Below are 18,014 nucleotides of genomic sequence, written 5' to 3' on the forward strand. Positions count from 1 at the left end.
CTCCCGGAGGAGACGGCGGGGCGTCGCTCACCTGGATCAGGTGGTCCGGCGCCTGCGGGAGCCGGGGCGGCGCTCGCTCGGGCGGGTCACCGGGTCACCGGCGTCCAGCGCGGCGGCACGGCGGCGCAGGCCGAACTCGGCCAGTGCCTCCGCCAGCTTGTGCACGGAGGGCTCGGGAGCCATGACGTCGACCCGCAGCCCGTGCTCCTCGGCCGTCTTGGCCGTCGCGGGGCCGATACAGGCGATCACCGTCACGTTGTGCGGCTTGCCCGCGATGCCGACCAGGTTGCGGACCGTGGAGGACGACGTGAAGAGCACGGCGTCGAAGCCGCCGCCCTTGATCGCCTCACGGGTGTCCGCCGGCGGCGGCGACGCGCGCACGGTGCGGTACGCCGTGACGTCGTCGACCTCCCAGCCCAGCTCGATGAGCCCGGCCACCAGGGTCTCCGTGGCGATGTCCGCCCGGGGCAGGAAGACACGGTCGATCGGGTCGAAGACCGGGTCGTAGGGCGGCCAGTCCTCGAGGAGGCCCGCGGCCGACTGCTCACCGCTCGGCACCAGGTCCGGCTTCACGCCGAAGGCGACGAGCGCGTTCGCGGTCTGCTCGCCGACCGCGGCGACCTTGATGCCCGCGAAGGCGCGCGCGTCGAGGCCGTACTCCTCGAACTTCTCCCGGACCGCCTTGACGGCGTTGACCGAGGTGAAGGCGATCCACTCGTAGCGGCCGGTCACCAGGCCCTTGACCGCGCGCTCCATCTGCTGGGGCGTGCGCGGGGGCTCGACGGCGATCGTCGGCACCTCGTAGGGCACGGCCCCGTACGACCGAAGCTGGTCGGAGAGCGACGCCGCCTGCTCCTTCGTCCGCGGGACGAGCACCTTCCAGCCGAACAGCGGCTTGGACTCGAACCACGACAACTGGTCGCGCTGGGCGGCTGCGGAACGCTCACCGACCACGGCTATCACCGGGCGCCCGCCGTCCGGGGACGGCAGCACCTTCGCCTGCTTCAGCGTCTGCGCGATCGTGCCGAGGGTGGCCGACCAGGTGCGCTGGCGGGTCGTCGTACCGGCGATCGTCACGGACAGCGGGGTGTCGGGCTTGCGGCCGGAGGCCACCAGCTCACCTGCGGCCGCGGCCACGGAGTCGAGCGTCGCCGACACCACGACGGTGCCGTCGGAGGCGCCGACCTCGGTCCAGCAGCGGTTCGACGCGGTCCGCGCGTCGACGAACCGTACGTCCGCGCCCTGCGCGTCCCGCAGCGGCACACCCGCGTAGGCGGGCACACCGACGGCGGCCGCGATACCGGGCACGACCTCGAACGGAACACCCGCGGCGACGCAGGCGAGCATTTCCTCGGCCGCGTACGTATCAAGTCCCGGGTCCCCGGACACCGCACGCACGACCCGCTTGCCGCCCCGCGCGGCCGTCATGACAAGATTGGCAGCGTCCCTCGACGCGGGGTCACCAACGGTTGTTGACGCGCTGTCAACAACCGTCAGCTGAGGCGTGCCTGTGCCCTGGTACGGAACCGGCGAAGTGTCCGGATCCGTGTTCAGAACGGCGACGCCTTGTCTGGCGTGAACGCGCACCACGTCGAGCACGTCGTGCTCGGCGACGAGGACGTCCGCGTTCGCCAGCGCCTCCACGGCGCGCAGTGTCAGTAGCCCTGGATCTCCGGGTCCGGCACCCAGGAAGGTGACGTGCCCGTGGACGGGACCGGCGGGAAGGTTGGTGGGGCTCACAGTGCTCGCTCCCCCATCAGACCGGCCGCGCCCTTGGCAAGCATCTCGGCGGCGAGTTCACGGCCGAGCGACATCGCCTGCTCGTGTGTCTCGGGCACGGGACCGGTGGTGGACAGCTGCACCAGCGTCGAGCCGTCGGTCGTACCGACGACGCCACGCAGGCGCATCTCCTTGACAATCTGCCCGTCGGCCAGAAGATCGGCGTACGCACCCACGGGAGCGCTGCAGCCGGCTTCCAGTGCGGCGAGCAGGGATCGCTCGGCGGTCACGGCGGCCCGGGTGTACGGGTCGTCGAGCTCGGCGAGCGCGGCGACGAGGTCCGCGTTGTCCGCGGCGCACTCGATCGCCAGGGCCCCCTGGCCGGGGGCGGGCAGGACGGTGTCGACCGGCAGGAAGTCGGTGACCTCGTCGATGCGGCCGATCCGGTTGAGTCCGGCGGCGGCGAGCACGACGGCGTCGAGCTCCCCGGCGTGGACGTACCCGATTCGGGTGTCGACGTTGCCCCGGATGGCGACCGTCTCGATCGACATGCCGTGGCTGCGCGCGTACGCGTTGAGCTGGGCCATACGGCGCGTCGAACCGGTGCCGACGCGTGCGCCGTCCGGAAGCTGCTCGAAGGTCAGCCCGTCGCGGGCGACGAGCACGTCACGGACGTCCTCGCGCACCGGCACGGCGGCCAGTGCGAGCTCCTCGGGCTGCGCGGTCGGCAGATCCTTGAGGGAGTGCACGGCGAAGTCGACCTCGCCGCGCACCAGTGCCTCCCGCAGCGCGGTCACGAAGACGCCCGTGCCGCCGATCTGCGCGAGGTTCTCGCGGGAAACATCGCCGTACGTCGTGATCTCAACGAGCTCGACGGGCCGGCCGGTCACCCGGCTCACGGCATCCGCCACCTGCCCGGACTGGGCCATGGCGAGTTTGCTTCGCCTGGTCCCCAGCCTCAAAGCCTGCTCACTCATGCTCGCCCTCGGTTCTTGGCGTTCTCGGTGTTGTTCTCGGCCCGCGAGACGGCGGCGACCGTCTCCGGGTCCAGGTCGAACAGGGTCCGCAGCGCGTCCGCGTACCCGGCACCGCCGGGCTCGGCGGCGAGTTGCTTGACCCGTACGGTCGGCGCGTGCAGCAACTTGTCCACGACGCGCCGCACGGTCTGGGTGATCTCGCCGCGCTGCTTGTCGTCGAGGTCCGGCAGCCGTCCGTCGAGGCGCGTGATCTCGTGCGCGACGACGTCGGCGGCCATGGCGCGCAGCGCGACCACGGTGGGGGTGATGTGCGCGGCCCGCTGGGCGGCGCCGAACGCGGCCACCTCGTCGGAGACGATCCGGCGCACCTGGTCCACGTCGGCGGCCATCGGCGCGTCCGCGGAGGCCTCGGCGAGCGTCTCCAGGTCGACGAACCGCACGCCGAGCAGCCGGTGAACGGCCGCGTCGATGTCACGGGGCATGGCGAGGTCGAGCAGCGCGAGCACCGGCGCGGGGCGGGGCGCCTCGGCGACGGGTTCGGGCCTGCGGCGCTCGGGGATGCGGCCGGTGGTCGCCGCGGTGGCGGCCAGCGCGGCGATGAGATCGGCGTCGGCCTCGGCCTCCTCGCCGGGCGTACGACGGCTGTCGCGGCGCTCGACGGTTCCGGTGCCCTTGTCCACCCAGGCCGCGTGCTGCTCCAGGGTGGCCGCGTCCATGCCGGCGACGGCGGCCTCGCCCATGACGGAGAAGCCGGTGGCGCCCTGCACGGCGGACAGGTCCAGCGGGCAGGCGTCCTCGGCGCCGGCGGGCGCGAGGTGACCGGCCGGGCCGGCCGTCGTCTCGCGCAGTGCCGCGGGCGTTCCCGTACGTCCTTCGACGGCGGCCGCGACGGTCTCGGCCGTCAGGACGAGTCCGGTGGCCCCGGTGCAGGAGACGGCGATGTCGGCACGTGTCAGCTCGACCGGCACCGAGTCCATCGGTACCGCGCGGGCCAGCACGTCCGTGTCGTCGCCGCCGGTGAGGATCTCGGCGAGGCGCTCGGCGCGGTCGGGGGTGCGGTTGGCGATCACGATCTCGCCGACGCCGACGCGCGCGAGGGTCGCGGCGGCCAGCGAGGACATCGAGCCCGCGCCGATGACGAGGGCCTTCTTGTCCTTGGCCCAGGCCTCGACGGGCCGTCCGGCGGAGAGCTGCTCCAGGCCGAAGGTGACCAGGGACTGTCCCGCCTGGTCGATGCCGGTCTCGGAGTGCGCGCGCTTGCCGACCCGCAGGGCCTGCTGGAACAGATCGTTCAGGAGACGGCCCGCGGTGTGCAGCTCCTGCGCGGTGGCGAGCGCGTCCTTGATCTGGCCGAGGATCTGGCCCTCGCCGACGACCATCGAGTCGAGGCCGCAGGCCACCGAGAAGAGGTGGTGGACGGCCCGGTCCTCGTAGTGCACGTACAGGTGGGGGGTGAGCTCCTCCAGGCCTACGCCGCTGTGCTGGGCGAGAAGCGTGGAGAGCTCGGCGACGCCCGCGTGGAACTTGTCCACGTCGGCGTACAGCTCGATGCGGTTGCAGGTGGCGAGCACCGCACCCTCGGTGGCGGGCTCGGCGGCGAGGGTGTCCTGGAGCAGCTTGACCTGCGCGTCCGCGGACAGCGCGGCCCGTTCGAGGACGCTGACCGGAGCGCTGCGGTGGCTCAGCCCGACGACGAGGAGACTCATGCCGGCATCACCGCTGGAAGGTCCCCGTCGGGACCCTTGCCGTCGTTCCCGCGCTCGGCCGGGGCGGCCGCGGCCTGGGCCTCGGCCTCCTCGCCGGCCTTGCGCTGCTCGTGGAACGCGAGGATCTGCAGCTCGATCGAGAGATCGACCTTGCGCACGTCGACGCCGTCCGGGACGGTCAGGACGGTCGGCGCGAAGTTCAGGATGGAGGTGACTCCGGCGGCGACCAGGCGGTCGCAGACGGGCTGGGCGGCCCCGGCCGGGGTGGCGATGACACCGATCGAGACACCGTTCTCGTCGATGATCTTTTCCAGGTCGTCCGTGTGCTGCACCGGGATCCCGGCGACGGGCTTGCCGGCCATCGCGGGATCGGCGTCGATGAGCGCCGCCACACGGAATCCGCGCGAGGCGAACCCTCCGTAGTTGGCCAGTGCCGCGCCGAGGTTGCCGATACCGACGATCACAACCGGCCAGTCCTGGGTGAGGCCCAGTTCGCGGGAGATCTGGTACACGAGATACTCGACGTCGTACCCCACACCACGCGTTCCGTAGGAACCGAGGTAGGAGAAGTCCTTGCGAAGCTTCGCGGAGTTGACCCCCGCGGCGGCCGCGAGCTCCTCGGAGGAGACCGTGGGCACCGAGCGCTCCGACAGTGCGGTGAGGGCTCGGAGGTACAGCGGAAGCCGGGCGACAGTGGCCTCGGGAATTCCTCGGCTGCGGGTCGCCGGTCGGTGAGTTCGGCCAGTTGCCACGGTGCTCCTGCGGGTAGAGCGGGGCTGCAGGCGGTCACACGTCCCCAGACCGCCCCGTCGAATGCAGGCTATGTCTTTGTGAACGCGTGCACAAAGATGGTGTCCGATTTGCCCGGCCAACGTGACCGGGGTCACGCGTGCCCGGCACGCCGGTATGCAACCGGCGCGCGGACGACTCCGCTCCGCACACGAAGGGGGCAAAACCGCACACTCTCCTCAACGAATCCCGCCCCCGAGACCAATCGCCGTCGATCCTAGGCGACTTTCCGGACGCTTTGGACTGCTCAGGCAGGTCACAAGTCGGGATACATCACGGGCACCCCCGGCCCCACCGGGCACGGCTCACCCCGTGAGGGCTTTGCGAAGGCGTTCCTCGTTCACGCGCCAGAACGTGTGCTGGGCGCCGTCCACCAGGACGACCGGGATCTGCTCCCAGTACTGGCGGTGCAGCTCCTCGTCCTCGGTGATGTCCTTCCCCTCCCACGGGACCCCGAGATCGGCACACACCTTCTCGATCACCTCCTGTGCGTCATCACACAGATGGCACCCGGGCTTCCTGATCAGCGTGACCAGGTGATCCGCGGGCGTCTTCGTCTCCGTACGGCGGTCGCTGCGCCGGAAGATGGGACTCATACGCGCCATTCTCCCGCCCCGGACACCTCGGGGGGACCCCCGGCCCGGCACGCGGCCGGCAGGGCCGCGCGCCGGTCCGACGCGCCGCGGGTGCGGTGCGCGGGAGCGCTCGTTTAACGGCATGGCCGCGGAGAGTTCACAGCACCGAATCCTGTCGACTCCGGAAGCGCTGAACAGACTGGCTATGCTCACGACATGGCCGCTCTCGGATGGCTCACTCCCCGTAGGCGCTCCGCGACCGCGCGGAGCGTGTTGGCAGGCGAGGCCTCGGCGGAGGCAGCGCGCAAGTCCTCGCAGGAACTGCAGGAACTGGAAGAACTGGCGCCACCGGACGCCGTGGAGGAACCCGACTTCCCGGTGCTCGGCGACGACAGGGCCGCCGCGTTCTTCGATCTCGACAACACCGTGATGCAAGGTGCCGCCCTCTTCCACTTCGGACGCGGGCTGTACAAGCGGAAGTTCTTCGAGACCCGCGACCTCGCGAAGTTCGCCTGGCAGCAGGCGTGGTTCCGGCTGGCCGGAGTCGAGGACCCCGAGCACATGCAGGAGGCGCGTGACTCCGCGCTGTCCATCGTGAAGGGCCACCGGGTCTCCGAGCTGATGTCGATCGGCGAGGAGATCTACGACGAGTACATGGCCGAGCGGATCTGGCCCGGGACCCGGGCGCTCGCCCAGGCGCACCTGGACGCCGGTCAGAAGGTGTGGCTCGTCACGGCGGCGCCGGTGGAGATCGCCACGGTGATCGCGCGGCGGCTCGGGCTCACGGGCGCGCTGGGGACCGTCGCTGAGTCGGTGGACGGGATCTACACCGGCAAACTGGTCGGCGAGCCGCTGCACGGGCCGGCGAAGGCGGAGGCCGTACGGGCGCTGGCGTCCGCGGAGAGCCTGGACCTGTCGCGCTGCGCGGCGTACAGCGACTCGCACAACGACATTCCGATGCTCTCGCTGGTCGGGCATCCGTACGCGATCAACCCGGACTCGAAACTGCGCAAGCACGCGCGGGACTTCGACTGGCGGCTGCGGGACTACCGCACCGCGCGCAAGGCCGCGAAGGTCGGGATTCCCGCCGCGGCCGGGGTCGGGGCGGTGGCCGGCGGCACGGCGGCCGCGATCGCGCTGCACCGTCGCCGGCGGTAGTTCGCCGCCGTTTGCGGCTTTCGCGGGTCCGGTCGGTGGGTGGGTCGGGGCCGTGCCGGTGCATCAGCCCGTCGCCGTTGGACGGAGACGTGACCGTCGGTGGCGACGGGCATCGATGTACCGGCACGTCCCCTCGCGCCGGATCCCGGCTGCGGGTCGTGGAAAGTTTCAGCTCCGGCCGGGAAGATCCAGCCCCTCCGGCGTTTGAGGAGCGGGGTCCGGGGCGGAGCCCCAGGGTGGGACGGGTAGGGGCGGCGGGGGCGAAAACCTGTCCGGACCTGGGGTGGGACCGCGCGCCGCGCGGGCAATCACATGGTCCTACCCACGTCTTGGGCGACTCAGTCGCGCTCTCCGCAGGCGGGCACAACACGCCCTGCACTCAGGCGGAACACGAACCGATGCGATCAACAAGCGGTCACCGATCGATACTTGAACCGGCACCGATCCGTGCCAAAAGCGTCGTAATCGATGATTTTAGCAACTGGGTGTAGTGCTGCCTGTACGAAGCGTTATTCTCCTCAGACGCAAACCGGTACCCCTCCGTCGTCACGACGGGTGAAAGGTCCCGCACTGCACGTGATGGAAGCTCTGCCTCTGGGAGTCCCGTGTACTCACACGTCGGGGTTGACGCCTCGGGCCTGGCTACGCTGCGCGCAACGGTCCTGGACCGTTTGCGCGGCTTCGTCCCCACCGCGTACGCCGTCCCCGCCTTCGCCCTCGCCGCGCCCGTCGGACCTTGCTATGCCCTGGCCGACGGCAACGCGACGGTCGGCAGGCGGGGCCGCTCGGGCTCGGCCACCACCGCACGCCGTCCGGCCGCGGACAGCGACAGCGCCCGGATGATGGATCTCGTGGAGCGCGCCCAGGCCGGCGAGGCCGACGCCTTCGGACGCCTCTACGACCAGTACAGCGACACCGTGTACCGCTACATCTACTACCGGGTCGGGAGCAAGGCGACCGCCGAGGACCTCACGAGTGAGACCTTTCTGCGGGCGCTGCGCCGGATCGGCACCTTCACCTGGCAGGGCCGCGACTTCGGCGCCTGGCTCGTGACCATCGCCCGGAACCTGGTGGCCGACCATTTCAAGTCCAGCCGCTTCCGGCTGGAAGTGACCACCGGGGAGATGCTCGACGCCAACGAGGTCGAGCGCTCCCCCGAGGACTCCGTCCTGGAGTCCCTTTCCAATGCCGCGCTCCTTGAGGCCGTGCGACGGCTCAACCCCCAGCAGCAGGAGTGTGTGACGCTCCGCTTCCTCCAGGGGCTCTCGGTCGCCGAGACCGCCCGGGTGATGGGCAAGAACGAGGGTGCGATCAAGACCCTCCAGTACCGGGCCGTCCGCACGCTGGCCCGGCTCCTGCCCGACGACGTGCGCTGAGCCCGCTTTCGACCACAGGGGCCCCGCACGCTCTGCGACGTCCAACTCACCTTCCGTAAAAGTCTGTTGACTTCGCGGTCTGTGCATCAGTCGTCCGTAACCGAAGTGCCGTGACACTCGTTGTGCGGGATACAGGCTCCCTGTGGTCACGCCTTGGCCAGCGCCGATCACCCGATCGTGTGCACACGGCCAGGGGGTGCAACCCTCAGGACCCCCTGGGGAGTCGACCGTCATGACGAGAGGAGGTGCCGCCAGTGATCGCGAACGTATCGGCACACCGGCGGGCGAACGCCTTCGCCCAGGCCCTGGAGGAGATCGACCAGGGCACGGCGGCCGAGCAGCCGGATGGTTCGGCACCGTCCCGGGCTGCTGCGGAACAGACCGAGCAAGGGCTGCTGTTGGCCCTCGCCACCGGTCTCGGCGAGCTGCCCGAACCGGAGCTGGACCCCGAGGTCAAGATCGTGCAGCGAGCCCAGCTCGTCGCCGCGATGGAGGCCATGCTGCTGGAGGGCACGGCTGCCGGAGGCGAGGGTCCTGACCGCGCTCTGCCCGGGCAGCGGTCCCATCGGGCCAAGGGCGCGCACCGGGCGACCGGACTGGGGAAGCTCCGGCCCCGGTCCCGGCTGTCCAAGGGGCTGGCCGCGGGCGGGCTCACCGTCGGTGTGGCCGCCGGAGCCTTCGGCGGTGTGGCCGCCGCGAGCTCCGACGCCCTGCCCGGTGACTCGCTCTACGGGCTCAAGCGCGGCATGGAGGACATCAAGCTGGGGCTGGCCGACGGCGACAGCGACCGGGGCGAGCTCTACCTCGACCAGGCCTCGAACCGCCTGAGCGAAGCCCGCCGGCTGATGGAGCGGGGCCGCTCGGGGCACCTCGACCACGAGTCCCTGGGCGAGATCCGCCGAGCCCTGTCCGGCATGCAGCACGACGCCTCCGAGGGCCACCGGCTGCTGCACGAGGCGTACGAACGGGACGGCTCACTGGGCCCCATCCAGACGCTGTCCGCGTTCTCCCAGTCCCACCGCGAGGCCTGGGGCGCCCTGCGCGACCGGCTGCCCGTGCAGCTCGGTGACGTCAGTGACCAGGTCTCGTCGGTCTTCGAAGCCATAGACGAAGAGGTCGACCCGCTGCGCTCGCTGCTGCCCAGGACGCCCGCCCCCGAGGGCACCGGCCGTCACCGGGGCAAGAGCGAGGAGTCCACCCGCTCGCCGGGCACGGACACTCCGGCGCCCAGCGCCAGCAGCGGCTCCACGGGCGAAAGCCACAGCAGCGGCAAGCCCAAGCCGTCCAGTTCCGGCAGCAGTGGTGAGGGCCTGCTCGGCGGCAGCACCGGCGGTCTGCTCGACCCGCCGCAGGACGACACCAGTTCCACCCCGTCGTCCAGCGCCGGCGGCAAGGGCAGCGCGACGAGCGAACCCGACGTCACCCTGCCGCCCCTGCTCCCCGGTCTCCTGCCGGGCCTGGGGATCGACACGCAGGACAGCGACTGACCGGACCACCGCGGTACGTCGATGGGGGCGCCCTCCTCGGGGAGGGCGCCCCCATCGACGTACCGGCATATCAGGACATGATCAACAGAATCGTATTTGCATGATCAGAAGAAAACGGACCTGCGCTGCACCAGCAGCTTGTACAGGGTGTGCTGGATCTGCTCCCTGACCTGGTCGGTCAGGTTGAACATCAGCATCGGGTCGTCGGCCGCCTCCGGCGGATAGCCGTCCGTGCGGATCGGCTCGCCGAACTGGATCGTCCACTTGGTGGGCAGCGGGATCGCGCCGAGCGGGCCCAGCCACGGGAAGGTCGGCGTGATCGGGAAGTACGGGAATCCCAGCAGCCGCGCGAGGGTCTTCGCGTTGCCGATCATCGGGTAGATCTCCTCCGCCCCGACGATCGAGCACGGAATGATCGGGGTGCCCGCGCGCAGCGCCGTCGAGACGAAGCCGCCCCGGCCGAACCGCTGGAGCTTGTAGCGCTCGCTGAACGGCTTGCCGATGCCCTTGAAGCCCTCCGGCATCACCCCGACCAGTTCACCGCGCTCCAGCAGCCGTTCGGCGTCCTCCGAGCAGGCCAGGGTGTGACCGGCCTTGCGGGCCAGCTCGTTGACGACCGGCAGCATGAACACGAGGTCGGCGGCGAGCAGCCGCAGATGACGGTTCGCGGGATGGTTGTCGTGGACGGCGACCTGCATCATCAGGCCGTCCAGCGGAAGGGTGCCCGAGTGGTTGGCGACGATCAGGGCGCCGCCGTCGGACGGGATGTTCTCGACACCCTTCACCTCGACGCGGAAGTACTTCTCGTACACCGGCCGGATCAGGGACATCAGGACCTGGTCGGTCAGCTCCTGGTCGTAGCCGAACTCGTCGATCTCGTAGTCGCCGGTGAGCCTGCGGCGCAGGAAGGACAGGCCTCCCGCGATGCGCTGCTCCAGGCTCGTACCCGTACCGCCCTGCTGGGGCGGCTGTTCCTCCTGCGTCACGGGAACATCATCCTGCGGGAGGGCCCGTCCGGGCAGGGGCTGGACCTCGCGTACGACCACGGGCTCACCCTTGCGCCGGCTCCCCGCGGCCCGGCGCCTCGCCGGGCGCTGCACCGCAGCCCCGCGCGAGCGGTCGTCGTCGAACGGAATGACCTTGGCGTCCGCCATCGTTGATGCGCTCCTCAGTTGGCGCTCTGCGTCGGGGGGTGGCCGCCGCCCGGAAGAGACAGTGCGGCGATCTTGTCCACGGCCCCCGCAAGGGCCTCCGGGGGCAGGAGTCCGGGACCCCTGCTCTGGGCGAAGTCCGCGAAGGTCTCCGCCGTCGTGTACTTCGGCTGATAGCCCAGGGTCTCGCGCATCTGGACCGTCGCGACGACCCTGCCGTGCGTGAGCAGCCTCAACTGCTCCGGCGAGAAGTCCGTCACCCCCAGGGTACGCACGGCCGTGCCGGCCCAGCTGAGGGCCGGCAGCAGCAGGGGCACGGTGGGCCGGCCGAGCCGCCGCGCGCACTGCGAGAGCAGCAGGACGCCGTCCCCGGCGATGTTGAACGTGCCGCTGTTGAGCGTGCCCCGCTGCGGCTCGTGCGCGGCGAGCCGCAGCACCTCGATGACATCGCTCTCGTGGACGAACTGGAGCCGCGGGTCGTAGCCGAACACCGTCGGCAGCACAGGCAGCGAGAAGTACGAGGCGAGCGGCGAATCCGCGCTCGGTCCGAGGATGTTGGCGAACCGCAGCACGCACACGGCGACGTCGGGCCTGCGGCGCGCGAAGCCGCGCACGTAGCCCTCGACCTCGACCGTGTCCTTCGCGAAGCCGCCGCTGGGCAGCGACTTGGGCGAGGTGGTCTCGGTGAAGACGGCGGGATCGCGCGGCGCCGAGCCGTAGACGTTCGTGCTGGACTTCACGACGAGCCGCTTGACCGTCGGGGACTTCTGGCAGGCACCGAGGAGCTGCATGGTGCCGATGACGTTGGTCTCCTTGACCGTGGTCCGGCTGCCGGAGGCCAGCGCCGTCCCCGTCACGTCCATGTGGACGACCGTGTCGACGGAGTACTCGGCGAGCACCCGGGCGATGGTGGGCTGCCGGATGTCGGCCTGCACGAAGTCGGCGCCGCCGATGTGGTGCTCGGGCGGCACCGCGTCCACGGCGATCACCCGGTCCACCTGCGGGTCACGCTGGATCCGTCGTACGAACCGGCCCCCGAGCTGCCGGGCCACCCCGGTCACGAGCACGACCTTCCCCAAGATCAGCGCCTTCCTTCCAGAATCTGGACGTAGCTCCGCTCGTACCTGCCGCGTTCCCCGTGTGCGCCAACTTAGCGGGTCGATGTTGCGCTGTGATGACCGCCCGATGCACGAAGTGACGACAGCCATGGACGGGCGACCAGACCCAGCCATTCGGCCCACAGCCGCGCGGGGCCCGCGTGGCCGAAGACGTTCGACGGTCGAGCGACTTTTCGGGGTTCCTCGGCGCGGCCGCCACCGGGCCGAAGTCGGCCCGGCCACCGTCGCGCCGAAAGTCCCCTGTCGCCGCCTCAGGGCCCCGGCCGACGGGCGTGCGCCCTTTCCCGACCGGATACGCCTGTGGCCCCCCACCCGCTGGTGAGAGGCCACAGTACGCGTTTCCGCGCGTCGCTTACTTCTTGTTGCGACGCTGAACGCGAGTGCGCTTGAGCAGCTTGCGGTGCTTCTTCTTCGCCATCCGCTTGCGCCGCTTCTTGATAACAGAGCCCACGACTACCCTCGCTCACTTCTCTTTACTCGGTGCTGGGCTGCATGGGCCCACACGACCTATGAGGGGCCAGCCTACCCGTCCGAGAGCTGAGGTCGTAATCGAGGTGATTCCGGGAGATCGCGAACGGTCTCCCGGAACGCCGTCAGGCGGTCTCCACCCCCACGTAGCTCTCACGCAGGTACTCGTGAACCGCTTGCTCCGGCACCCGGAAGGACCTCCCCACCCGGATCGCCGGCAGATGACCGCTGTGCACCAAGCGGTACACGGTCATCTTCGACACTCGCATCACCGAGGCCACTTCCGCCACGGTAAGGAACTGGACCTCGTTCAGAGGCCTCTCGCCTGCAGCCATGTCACACCTGCACCTTCCGCACTCGACGGCCACCGGCTTCCCCTTCCGGTGACTCTTCGTCGTTGCGCACTCACTCCCCAATGTAGGGGCGGGTGATGCGAGTGGGGAAGAGGGGATGCCATCGGCCGCCTACTGTGACAGACACGCTCGATTGAGTACATAGCGAGTAAGCGGTCGGTAGTAATCAGACCGCACAGCGTCATCTAGCGGAACGACGACGGACACCCGCCCCTCTGCCTCTCCGACGAACAGCGCGGGATCGTCCGTATCGGCGAGACCGATGGCCTCGAACCCCAGTTGACCTGCCCCGCAGACCCATCCGTGGTCTCCGATGACCAGTTCCGGGAGGGGCCCGCCGGCCTCGGCGGCGGCCGCCAGAACGGTCCTGACCGGGAGGGGTGAATGGGTGTGTGCGCCGGTCGCACGACCGGCGTCCCCGGCCTCCGGTTCGCGCACCAGCGCGACACCTTGTACGTAGTCGAGGTTGTATGTGCGTAGGCCGAACCGGGTCGTTATGTCGATAGAGCTACCCTGCGCGGGGGTGAGGACGGCACACCCCGCCGCCGACAGGGCGTCCGCGAGCGCGGCGTAGAAATCGATCAGACGGTGCGGGTGACCCGTACCGAGAAGCACGGGGTGACGGCGCCGGGCGGCTTCGCCGAGCCGCTCCGCGAAGGCGTCGAGGGCCGCCAGGGTCCGCTCCGGGTCGATCACATCATGCCCCGAAGTGTGTGACGGATCAGCCGAGACTCCGCATTTGTCGGCCATCAACTCGATCAGATCCCGCTGCCGCCACGACCATTCGGGATCAAGTCCGAGCAGCAGACGGGGATCGCGAGCGGCGAAGAGCCGGTAGCTGCGCAGGCTCTCCTCGCGCGACGTGGCCACGGGTCCGGCGAGCCGGGCGGCCAGCAGATGTGCGCGCAAAGCTCCGGTGCTCAACACGTCAGCGATGCTGACGCATGCACCGATGCCTTATGCCCACAATGCGGAATACGCCCCACAGTTGGGCTAATGTTCCCTACGGGAGCATCCCCCGCAGGGGGAACACGGCCTTGCGTGTCGCCACGATCGCCTGGTCGAGGCGGTCCGCCGGGTCGTACCCCGACTCCCAGTCCTTCCAGGACACCGGCCACCGTCCGTCCGTCATCCGCATCGGCGCCAACTGCCGTGTGCGGGCGAAGACCTGCTGGCGCCAGCTCTCCGGGACGACCGTCTCCGGCTCGACGGGACGGCCCGCCGCCACGGCCACGAGGTGCGTCCACGAACGCGGCACGACCTCCACCACCGCGTAGCCGCCACCCCCGAGCGCGACCCAGCGCCCGTCGGCGTACGTGTGCGCCAGGTCGTGACAGGCGACCTGCACGGCCCGCTGCGCGTCGAGCGAGACGGCCAGATGCGCGAGCGGGTCCTCGAAATGGGTGTCCGCGCCGTGCTGGGTGACCAGTACCTGCGGCCGGAAGTCGGCGATCAGCTCGGGCACCACGGAGTGGAACGCCCGCAGCCAGCCCGCGTCCCCGGTACCCGCCGGCAGCGCGAGATTCACGGCCGTGCCCTCCGCGCTGCCCGCCCCGGTCTCCTCGGGCCACCCGGTCTGCGGGAACAGTGTCCGCGGATGCTCGTGCAGGGAGATCGTCAGGACGCGCGGATCCTCCCAGAAGGCCGCCTGGACACCGTCGCCGTGGTGGACGTCGACATCGATGTACGCGACCCGCTCGGCGCCCAGCTCCAGCAGCCGGGCGATCGCCAGAGCGGCGTCGTTGTAGACGCAGAACCCGGAGGCGGCGCCGGGCATCGCGTGATGCAGCCCGCCCGCGAAGTTCACCGCGTGCAGGGCCTCACCGCGCCACACGGCCTCCGCGGCTCCCACCGACTGCCCGGCGATCATCGCGGACACCTCGTGCATCCCGGCGAACGCGGGATCGTCCATGGTCCCGAGGCCGTACGCCGGGTCGGCCGACGCGGGATCCGCGGAAGCCGCCTTGACGGCCGCCACGTAGTCCTCGCGGTGCACCAGCCGCAGCGTCGAATCCCCGGCGGGCTTCGCCGCGACCACGTCGACGTCCCGGTCGAGCCCGAAGGCGTCGACGAGCCCCCTCGTCAGCCGGAGCCGGACCGGATCCATCGGATGGTCCGGACCGAAGTCATACCCCGTTACTGCCTCGTCCCACATCAGCTGTGCGCGGCCGCTCATGCACGTCACCGTATCGGTCCGGTTGAGCCTCGAACGACCGGGCGTACCCCAGGGTCGCCAGGACCAGCACCATCGGTACGAGCATGGCCCCGCGGTAGTTCCACGCGTCACCCAGCGCGCCCACCAACGGGGACCCGATCAGGAACCCGACGTAGTTGAAGATGTTCAGCCGCGCGATCGCCGTGTCCGACGCCCCCGGGAACAGCCGCCCGGCGGCCGCGAAGGTCTGCGGCACGATCACGCACAGCCCGAGCCCCAGCAGCGTGAACCCCAGCATGCCCACCCCGGCCCCGGGCGCGACCGCCACCACTCCGAACCCGAGCGCGGCGACCACGGCACCCAGCCGCACCACCGCCACGGCACCGAACCGCCGCACCCCGAGGTCTCCGACGGCCCGCCCCACCAGCGTCATCACCATGTAGACGTTGTACGGAACGGTCGCCATCTGCTCCGAACTGCCCAGCACGTCCTTGAGGTACTTCGCGCTCCAGTTGGAGACCGTCGAGTCCCCGATGTAGGCGAACGTCATCACCAGGCACAGCGGCAGCAGGAGCTTGAAGACGAGGGGACCCGCACCCGCACCTGCCTGCGCGTCCTCCTTCCCGTCCGCCTCCGCGGCCGCGCCCCCGTCGACGTACCACCGGCTCCCCACCAGGGCGAGCGGCAACAGCATCAGCACCGCCGGCAGATACGACACGAAGAGCGACAGATGCCAGTGCGCCCCGGCCCACGCGAGCGAGGCGCCCACGATCCCGCCCAGGCTGTACGTGGCATGGAAGCCGAGCATGATGCTGCGCCCGTACGACCGCTGGAGACTCACCCCGAGCATGTTCATCGAGGCGTCCAGGGCGCCGACCGCGAGGCCGAAGGCGCCGAGGGCGACGGCCACCTCGACGAGCTGGTCGCCGGCGCCGACACCGAGCAGGGCCAGCAGCACGACCGGCTGCGACCACCGCAGGATCTGGCTGGGGCGTATGCGCTTGACGAGATGCTCGGTGGTGACGCTGCCCAGCCCGGCGAGGACCGGGACGGCCGCCAGGAACACCGGCAGGAGCGCGTCGGAGATCCCGTAGCGGTCCTGGATGGCCGGGATACGCGTCACGAGCAGCGCGAAGGCGGCACCCTGAGCGAAGAAGCTGAACGCCAAAGAGGCCCTACCGCGCCGCAGCACATCTGTCATGGCGGCGAGCGTAGGGCCCCGGCTTACCGGTGGGTAGATCAAGCCGAAGATGAATTTTGCTCAGCTCTTCGGGGGTGGGGGTGGGGAGGGACCGCCGAGCTCCTTGCGGAGGGCCCGTCCGGGTCCTCCGCGCGGGGTACGAGGTCCTCCGTACGGAGCCGTTCAGCTCTGCTTCCCGGCCTCCGCGGCGACCTCGTGCTCCAGCATCTTCTGCATCGGGACGACGGCGAAGCGGCCGCTGAGCAGGAAGGCGAGGACCATCGACGCGATCGTGACGACCGTGCCGAGCCAGACCATGGTGTCGATCGGCAGCGTGTAGGCGCCCACGGCCTTCGCGACGCACTCACTGAGCAGGACCGTGCCCCACACCAGCGAGAACGTCCGCTCGGCCTTCCGGAACGCCTCCGAGCCCGCCACCAGCCGGTCCCAGGCCGCGGCCCGCGCCACGTCGCCCTTCACGAGGAACGGCTTCATCCCCTGGGTCATCATCGGCCGTCCGAGCCTGACGGACACGAGGACACCGATCCCGATCACGCTGCTGACCCCGCTGTCCTTCGCCAGCATCAGCCGCGGGTCACCGGCGACGAGGCTGAGCGCGAGCCCCACCACGTTGACGAGCAGGATCAGCGCGGCCAGGGCGTTGGCCTTGCGCTCCTTCACCACGCTCCACACGGTGCGCACGGCCGGCACGACGCTGCTCCAGCCGAGCGCCGCCATCGTGCTCATCCCGAACCCGTTCTTGAGCAGGTAGTACGACCCGACGGGCACCGCCACGTCCACGATCAGCGGCAGGAAGCTCGGCCGGGGGCCGGCGGTCTCCGGTGCGGTGGCCGTTTCCGTCCGGGCGGCGCCGGCGGTCGCTCCGGTGCTGATCTCGGTGGCGGTGATGCTCATGATCGGGTCCCTCCGTCGTAGCTGTGTACGTCCCGTTTCGATGTACTCAGCTTCGCGGTCGGACCCCGCCCTCCGACAGAAACGATCGTCCGGAGCTCGGCATGACAAATGTCAGCGTCCGCCGATGGGAACCGTCATACCAGCAGGTCAGCCAACTCCCCCATGTCGGCGAAGAGTTGAGTGGCGCCGGTCAGCCGGTCGGCCGGTGTCATGGCGGTGAACCCGTACACGTCCATCCCGGCCGCGTTGGCCGCCTGTACGCCCAGGGGACTGTCCTCGACGACGGCGCACCTCTCCGGTCGTACGCCCATGCGCTCGGCTGCGTGGAGGAACAGATCCGGGGCCGGCTTGCCCCGCCCGACGTCCTGCGAGCTGAAGATCCGGTCCTCGTCGAACCACCGGTCGAGCCCCGTCGTCCGGTGTCCGACCCGGATCCGCTCGTGACTCCCGGAGGAGGCCACGCAGTACGGCACTCCGTCCGCGGCCAGCTTCTCCAGCACCTGGCCGGCCCCGGGAACCGGCTTCAACTCCCGTTCGAATGCGGCGAAGACCCGCGCGTGGAAGACGTCGTCGAAGTCGTCCGGCAGCCGCCGGCCGGTGCGCTCCAGGACCAGGTCGTGGATGCGGTGCATCGCGGAGCCCATGTAGTCACGCAGGGAGTCCTCGTACGAGGTGGGGTGCCCCAGTTCGGTGAGGTAGGCGGCCAGGAGAGTGTTGGAGATCGGCTCGCTGTCCACGAGGACGCCGTCATTGTCGAAAATAATCAGGTCGTAACGCATAACAAAGACCCTAAACGCAGAAAACCCCCGGACCGGTATCCCCGGTCCGGGGGTTTTCTCAAAATTTGTTCGGCGGCGTCCTACTCTCCCACAGGGTCCCCCCTGCAG

At 70.2% G+C, this 18,014-nt stretch carries 17 protein-coding genes; 3 read left to right on the plus strand and 14 right to left on the minus strand.

Annotation, left to right across the window (positions count from 1 at the left end; genetic code table 11):
• Window positions 1-36: 36 nt before the first annotated feature.
• The 5 genes from ACIQ7M_RS38465 to ACIQ7M_RS38485 form a co-directional block, all read right to left on the minus strand.
• The gene (locus ACIQ7M_RS38465; protein ID WP_355767653.1) at window positions 37-1,740 is read right to left on the minus strand and encodes a bifunctional uroporphyrinogen-III C-methyltransferase/uroporphyrinogen-III synthase; all 1,704 of its coding nucleotides are present in this window, start codon (window positions 1,738-1,740) and stop codon (window positions 37-39) included.
• Window positions 1,737-2,696 (minus strand): hydroxymethylbilane synthase, encoded by a 960-nt coding sequence (gene hemC / locus ACIQ7M_RS38470; RefSeq protein ID WP_355767655.1) that lies wholly within the window; start codon window positions 2,694-2,696, stop codon window positions 1,737-1,739. Before hemC ends, ACIQ7M_RS38465 begins: the two co-directional genes overlap by 4 nt.
• On the minus strand, window positions 2,693-4,402 hold the full coding sequence (locus ACIQ7M_RS38475) for a glutamyl-tRNA reductase (protein ID WP_355767658.1): 1,710 nt from the start codon (window positions 4,400-4,402) through the stop codon (window positions 2,693-2,695). The genes hemC and ACIQ7M_RS38475 overlap by 4 nt, the downstream gene beginning before the upstream one ends.
• On the minus strand, window positions 4,399-5,154 hold the full coding sequence (locus tag ACIQ7M_RS38480) for a redox-sensing transcriptional repressor Rex (RefSeq protein WP_355767660.1): 756 nt from the start codon (window positions 5,152-5,154) through the stop codon (window positions 4,399-4,401). Before ACIQ7M_RS38480 ends, ACIQ7M_RS38475 begins: the two co-directional genes overlap by 4 nt.
• 342 nt (window positions 5,155-5,496) lie before the next feature.
• Window positions 5,497-5,787 (minus strand): glutaredoxin family protein, encoded by a 291-nt coding sequence (locus ACIQ7M_RS38485; RefSeq protein ID WP_355767663.1) that lies wholly within the window; start codon window positions 5,785-5,787, stop codon window positions 5,497-5,499.
• Between the two features lie 195 nt (window positions 5,788-5,982).
• On the opposite strand from ACIQ7M_RS38485, the gene ACIQ7M_RS38490 reads away from it, so the two are divergent.
• The 3 genes from ACIQ7M_RS38490 (at window position 5,983) to ACIQ7M_RS38500 (ending at window position 9,787) form a co-directional block, all read left to right on the plus strand.
• Entirely contained in the window at window positions 5,983-6,924 is a 942-nt protein-coding gene (locus ACIQ7M_RS38490) for an HAD family hydrolase (protein ID WP_386988196.1), read from the plus strand.
• Window positions 6,925-7,529: 605 nt separating this feature from the next.
• A complete protein-coding gene (locus ACIQ7M_RS38495; protein WP_355773044.1) occupies window positions 7,530-8,300 on the plus strand; it encodes an ECF subfamily RNA polymerase sigma factor, BldN family in 771 nt (256 codons plus the stop codon).
• Window positions 8,301-8,554: 254 nt separating this feature from the next.
• Window positions 8,555-9,787, plus strand: coding sequence for a DUF5667 domain-containing protein (locus tag ACIQ7M_RS38500; RefSeq protein WP_355773047.1), 1,233 nt, complete (start codon window positions 8,555-8,557; stop codon window positions 9,785-9,787).
• A gap of 104 nt (window positions 9,788-9,891) precedes the next feature.
• Here the strand turns inward: ACIQ7M_RS38500 and ACIQ7M_RS38505 are convergent, their stop codons facing one another.
• The 9 genes from ACIQ7M_RS38505 to ACIQ7M_RS38545 form a co-directional block, all read right to left on the minus strand.
• A complete protein-coding gene (locus tag ACIQ7M_RS38505) occupies window positions 9,892-10,941 on the minus strand; it encodes a lysophospholipid acyltransferase family protein (RefSeq protein WP_355773050.1) in 1,050 nt (349 codons plus the stop codon).
• A 14-nt stretch (window positions 10,942-10,955) separates the two neighbouring features.
• Window positions 10,956-12,017, minus strand: coding sequence for an NAD-dependent epimerase/dehydratase family protein (locus tag ACIQ7M_RS38510; protein ID WP_355773053.1), 1,062 nt, complete (start codon window positions 12,015-12,017; stop codon window positions 10,956-10,958).
• Between the two features lie 391 nt (window positions 12,018-12,408).
• Complete coding sequence (locus ACIQ7M_RS38515) at window positions 12,409-12,507, minus strand: 30S ribosomal protein bS22 (RefSeq protein ID WP_003948845.1); 99 nt, start codon at window positions 12,505-12,507, stop codon at window positions 12,409-12,411.
• Window positions 12,508-12,649: 142 nt separating this feature from the next.
• Window positions 12,650-12,859, minus strand: a complete 210-nt coding sequence (locus tag ACIQ7M_RS38520) for a helix-turn-helix domain-containing protein (protein ID WP_093781815.1) — start codon at window positions 12,857-12,859, stop codon at window positions 12,650-12,652.
• A 129-nt stretch (window positions 12,860-12,988) separates the two neighbouring features.
• Window positions 12,989-13,804 carry a phosphatase gene (locus ACIQ7M_RS38525; protein WP_355773055.1) on the minus strand — a complete coding sequence of 272 codons (816 nt, stop codon included), beginning with the start codon at window positions 13,802-13,804 and terminating at the stop codon, window positions 12,989-12,991.
• A 76-nt stretch (window positions 13,805-13,880) separates the two neighbouring features.
• On the minus strand, window positions 13,881-15,053 hold the full coding sequence (locus ACIQ7M_RS38530; RefSeq protein WP_403653152.1) for an acetoin utilization protein AcuC: 1,173 nt from the start codon (window positions 15,051-15,053) through the stop codon (window positions 13,881-13,883).
• Window positions 15,004-16,233, minus strand: a complete 1,230-nt coding sequence (locus ACIQ7M_RS38535) for an MFS transporter (protein WP_386989220.1) — start codon at window positions 16,231-16,233, stop codon at window positions 15,004-15,006. Before ACIQ7M_RS38535 ends, ACIQ7M_RS38530 begins: the two co-directional genes overlap by 50 nt.
• Window positions 16,234-16,395: 162 nt before the next feature.
• Entirely contained in the window at window positions 16,396-17,127 is a 732-nt protein-coding gene (locus tag ACIQ7M_RS38540) for a VC0807 family protein (RefSeq protein ID WP_403653155.1), read from the minus strand.
• A 134-nt stretch (window positions 17,128-17,261) separates the two neighbouring features.
• Window positions 17,262-17,906 (minus strand): HAD family hydrolase, encoded by a 645-nt coding sequence (locus ACIQ7M_RS38545; protein WP_403653157.1) that lies wholly within the window; start codon window positions 17,904-17,906, stop codon window positions 17,262-17,264.
• Window positions 17,907-18,014 lie beyond the last annotated feature (108 nt).

Source organism: Streptomyces sp. NPDC096324 (assembly GCF_044763015.1).
In the GTDB taxonomy this organism is placed as follows: Bacteria; Actinomycetota; Actinomycetes; order Streptomycetales; family Streptomycetaceae; genus Streptomyces.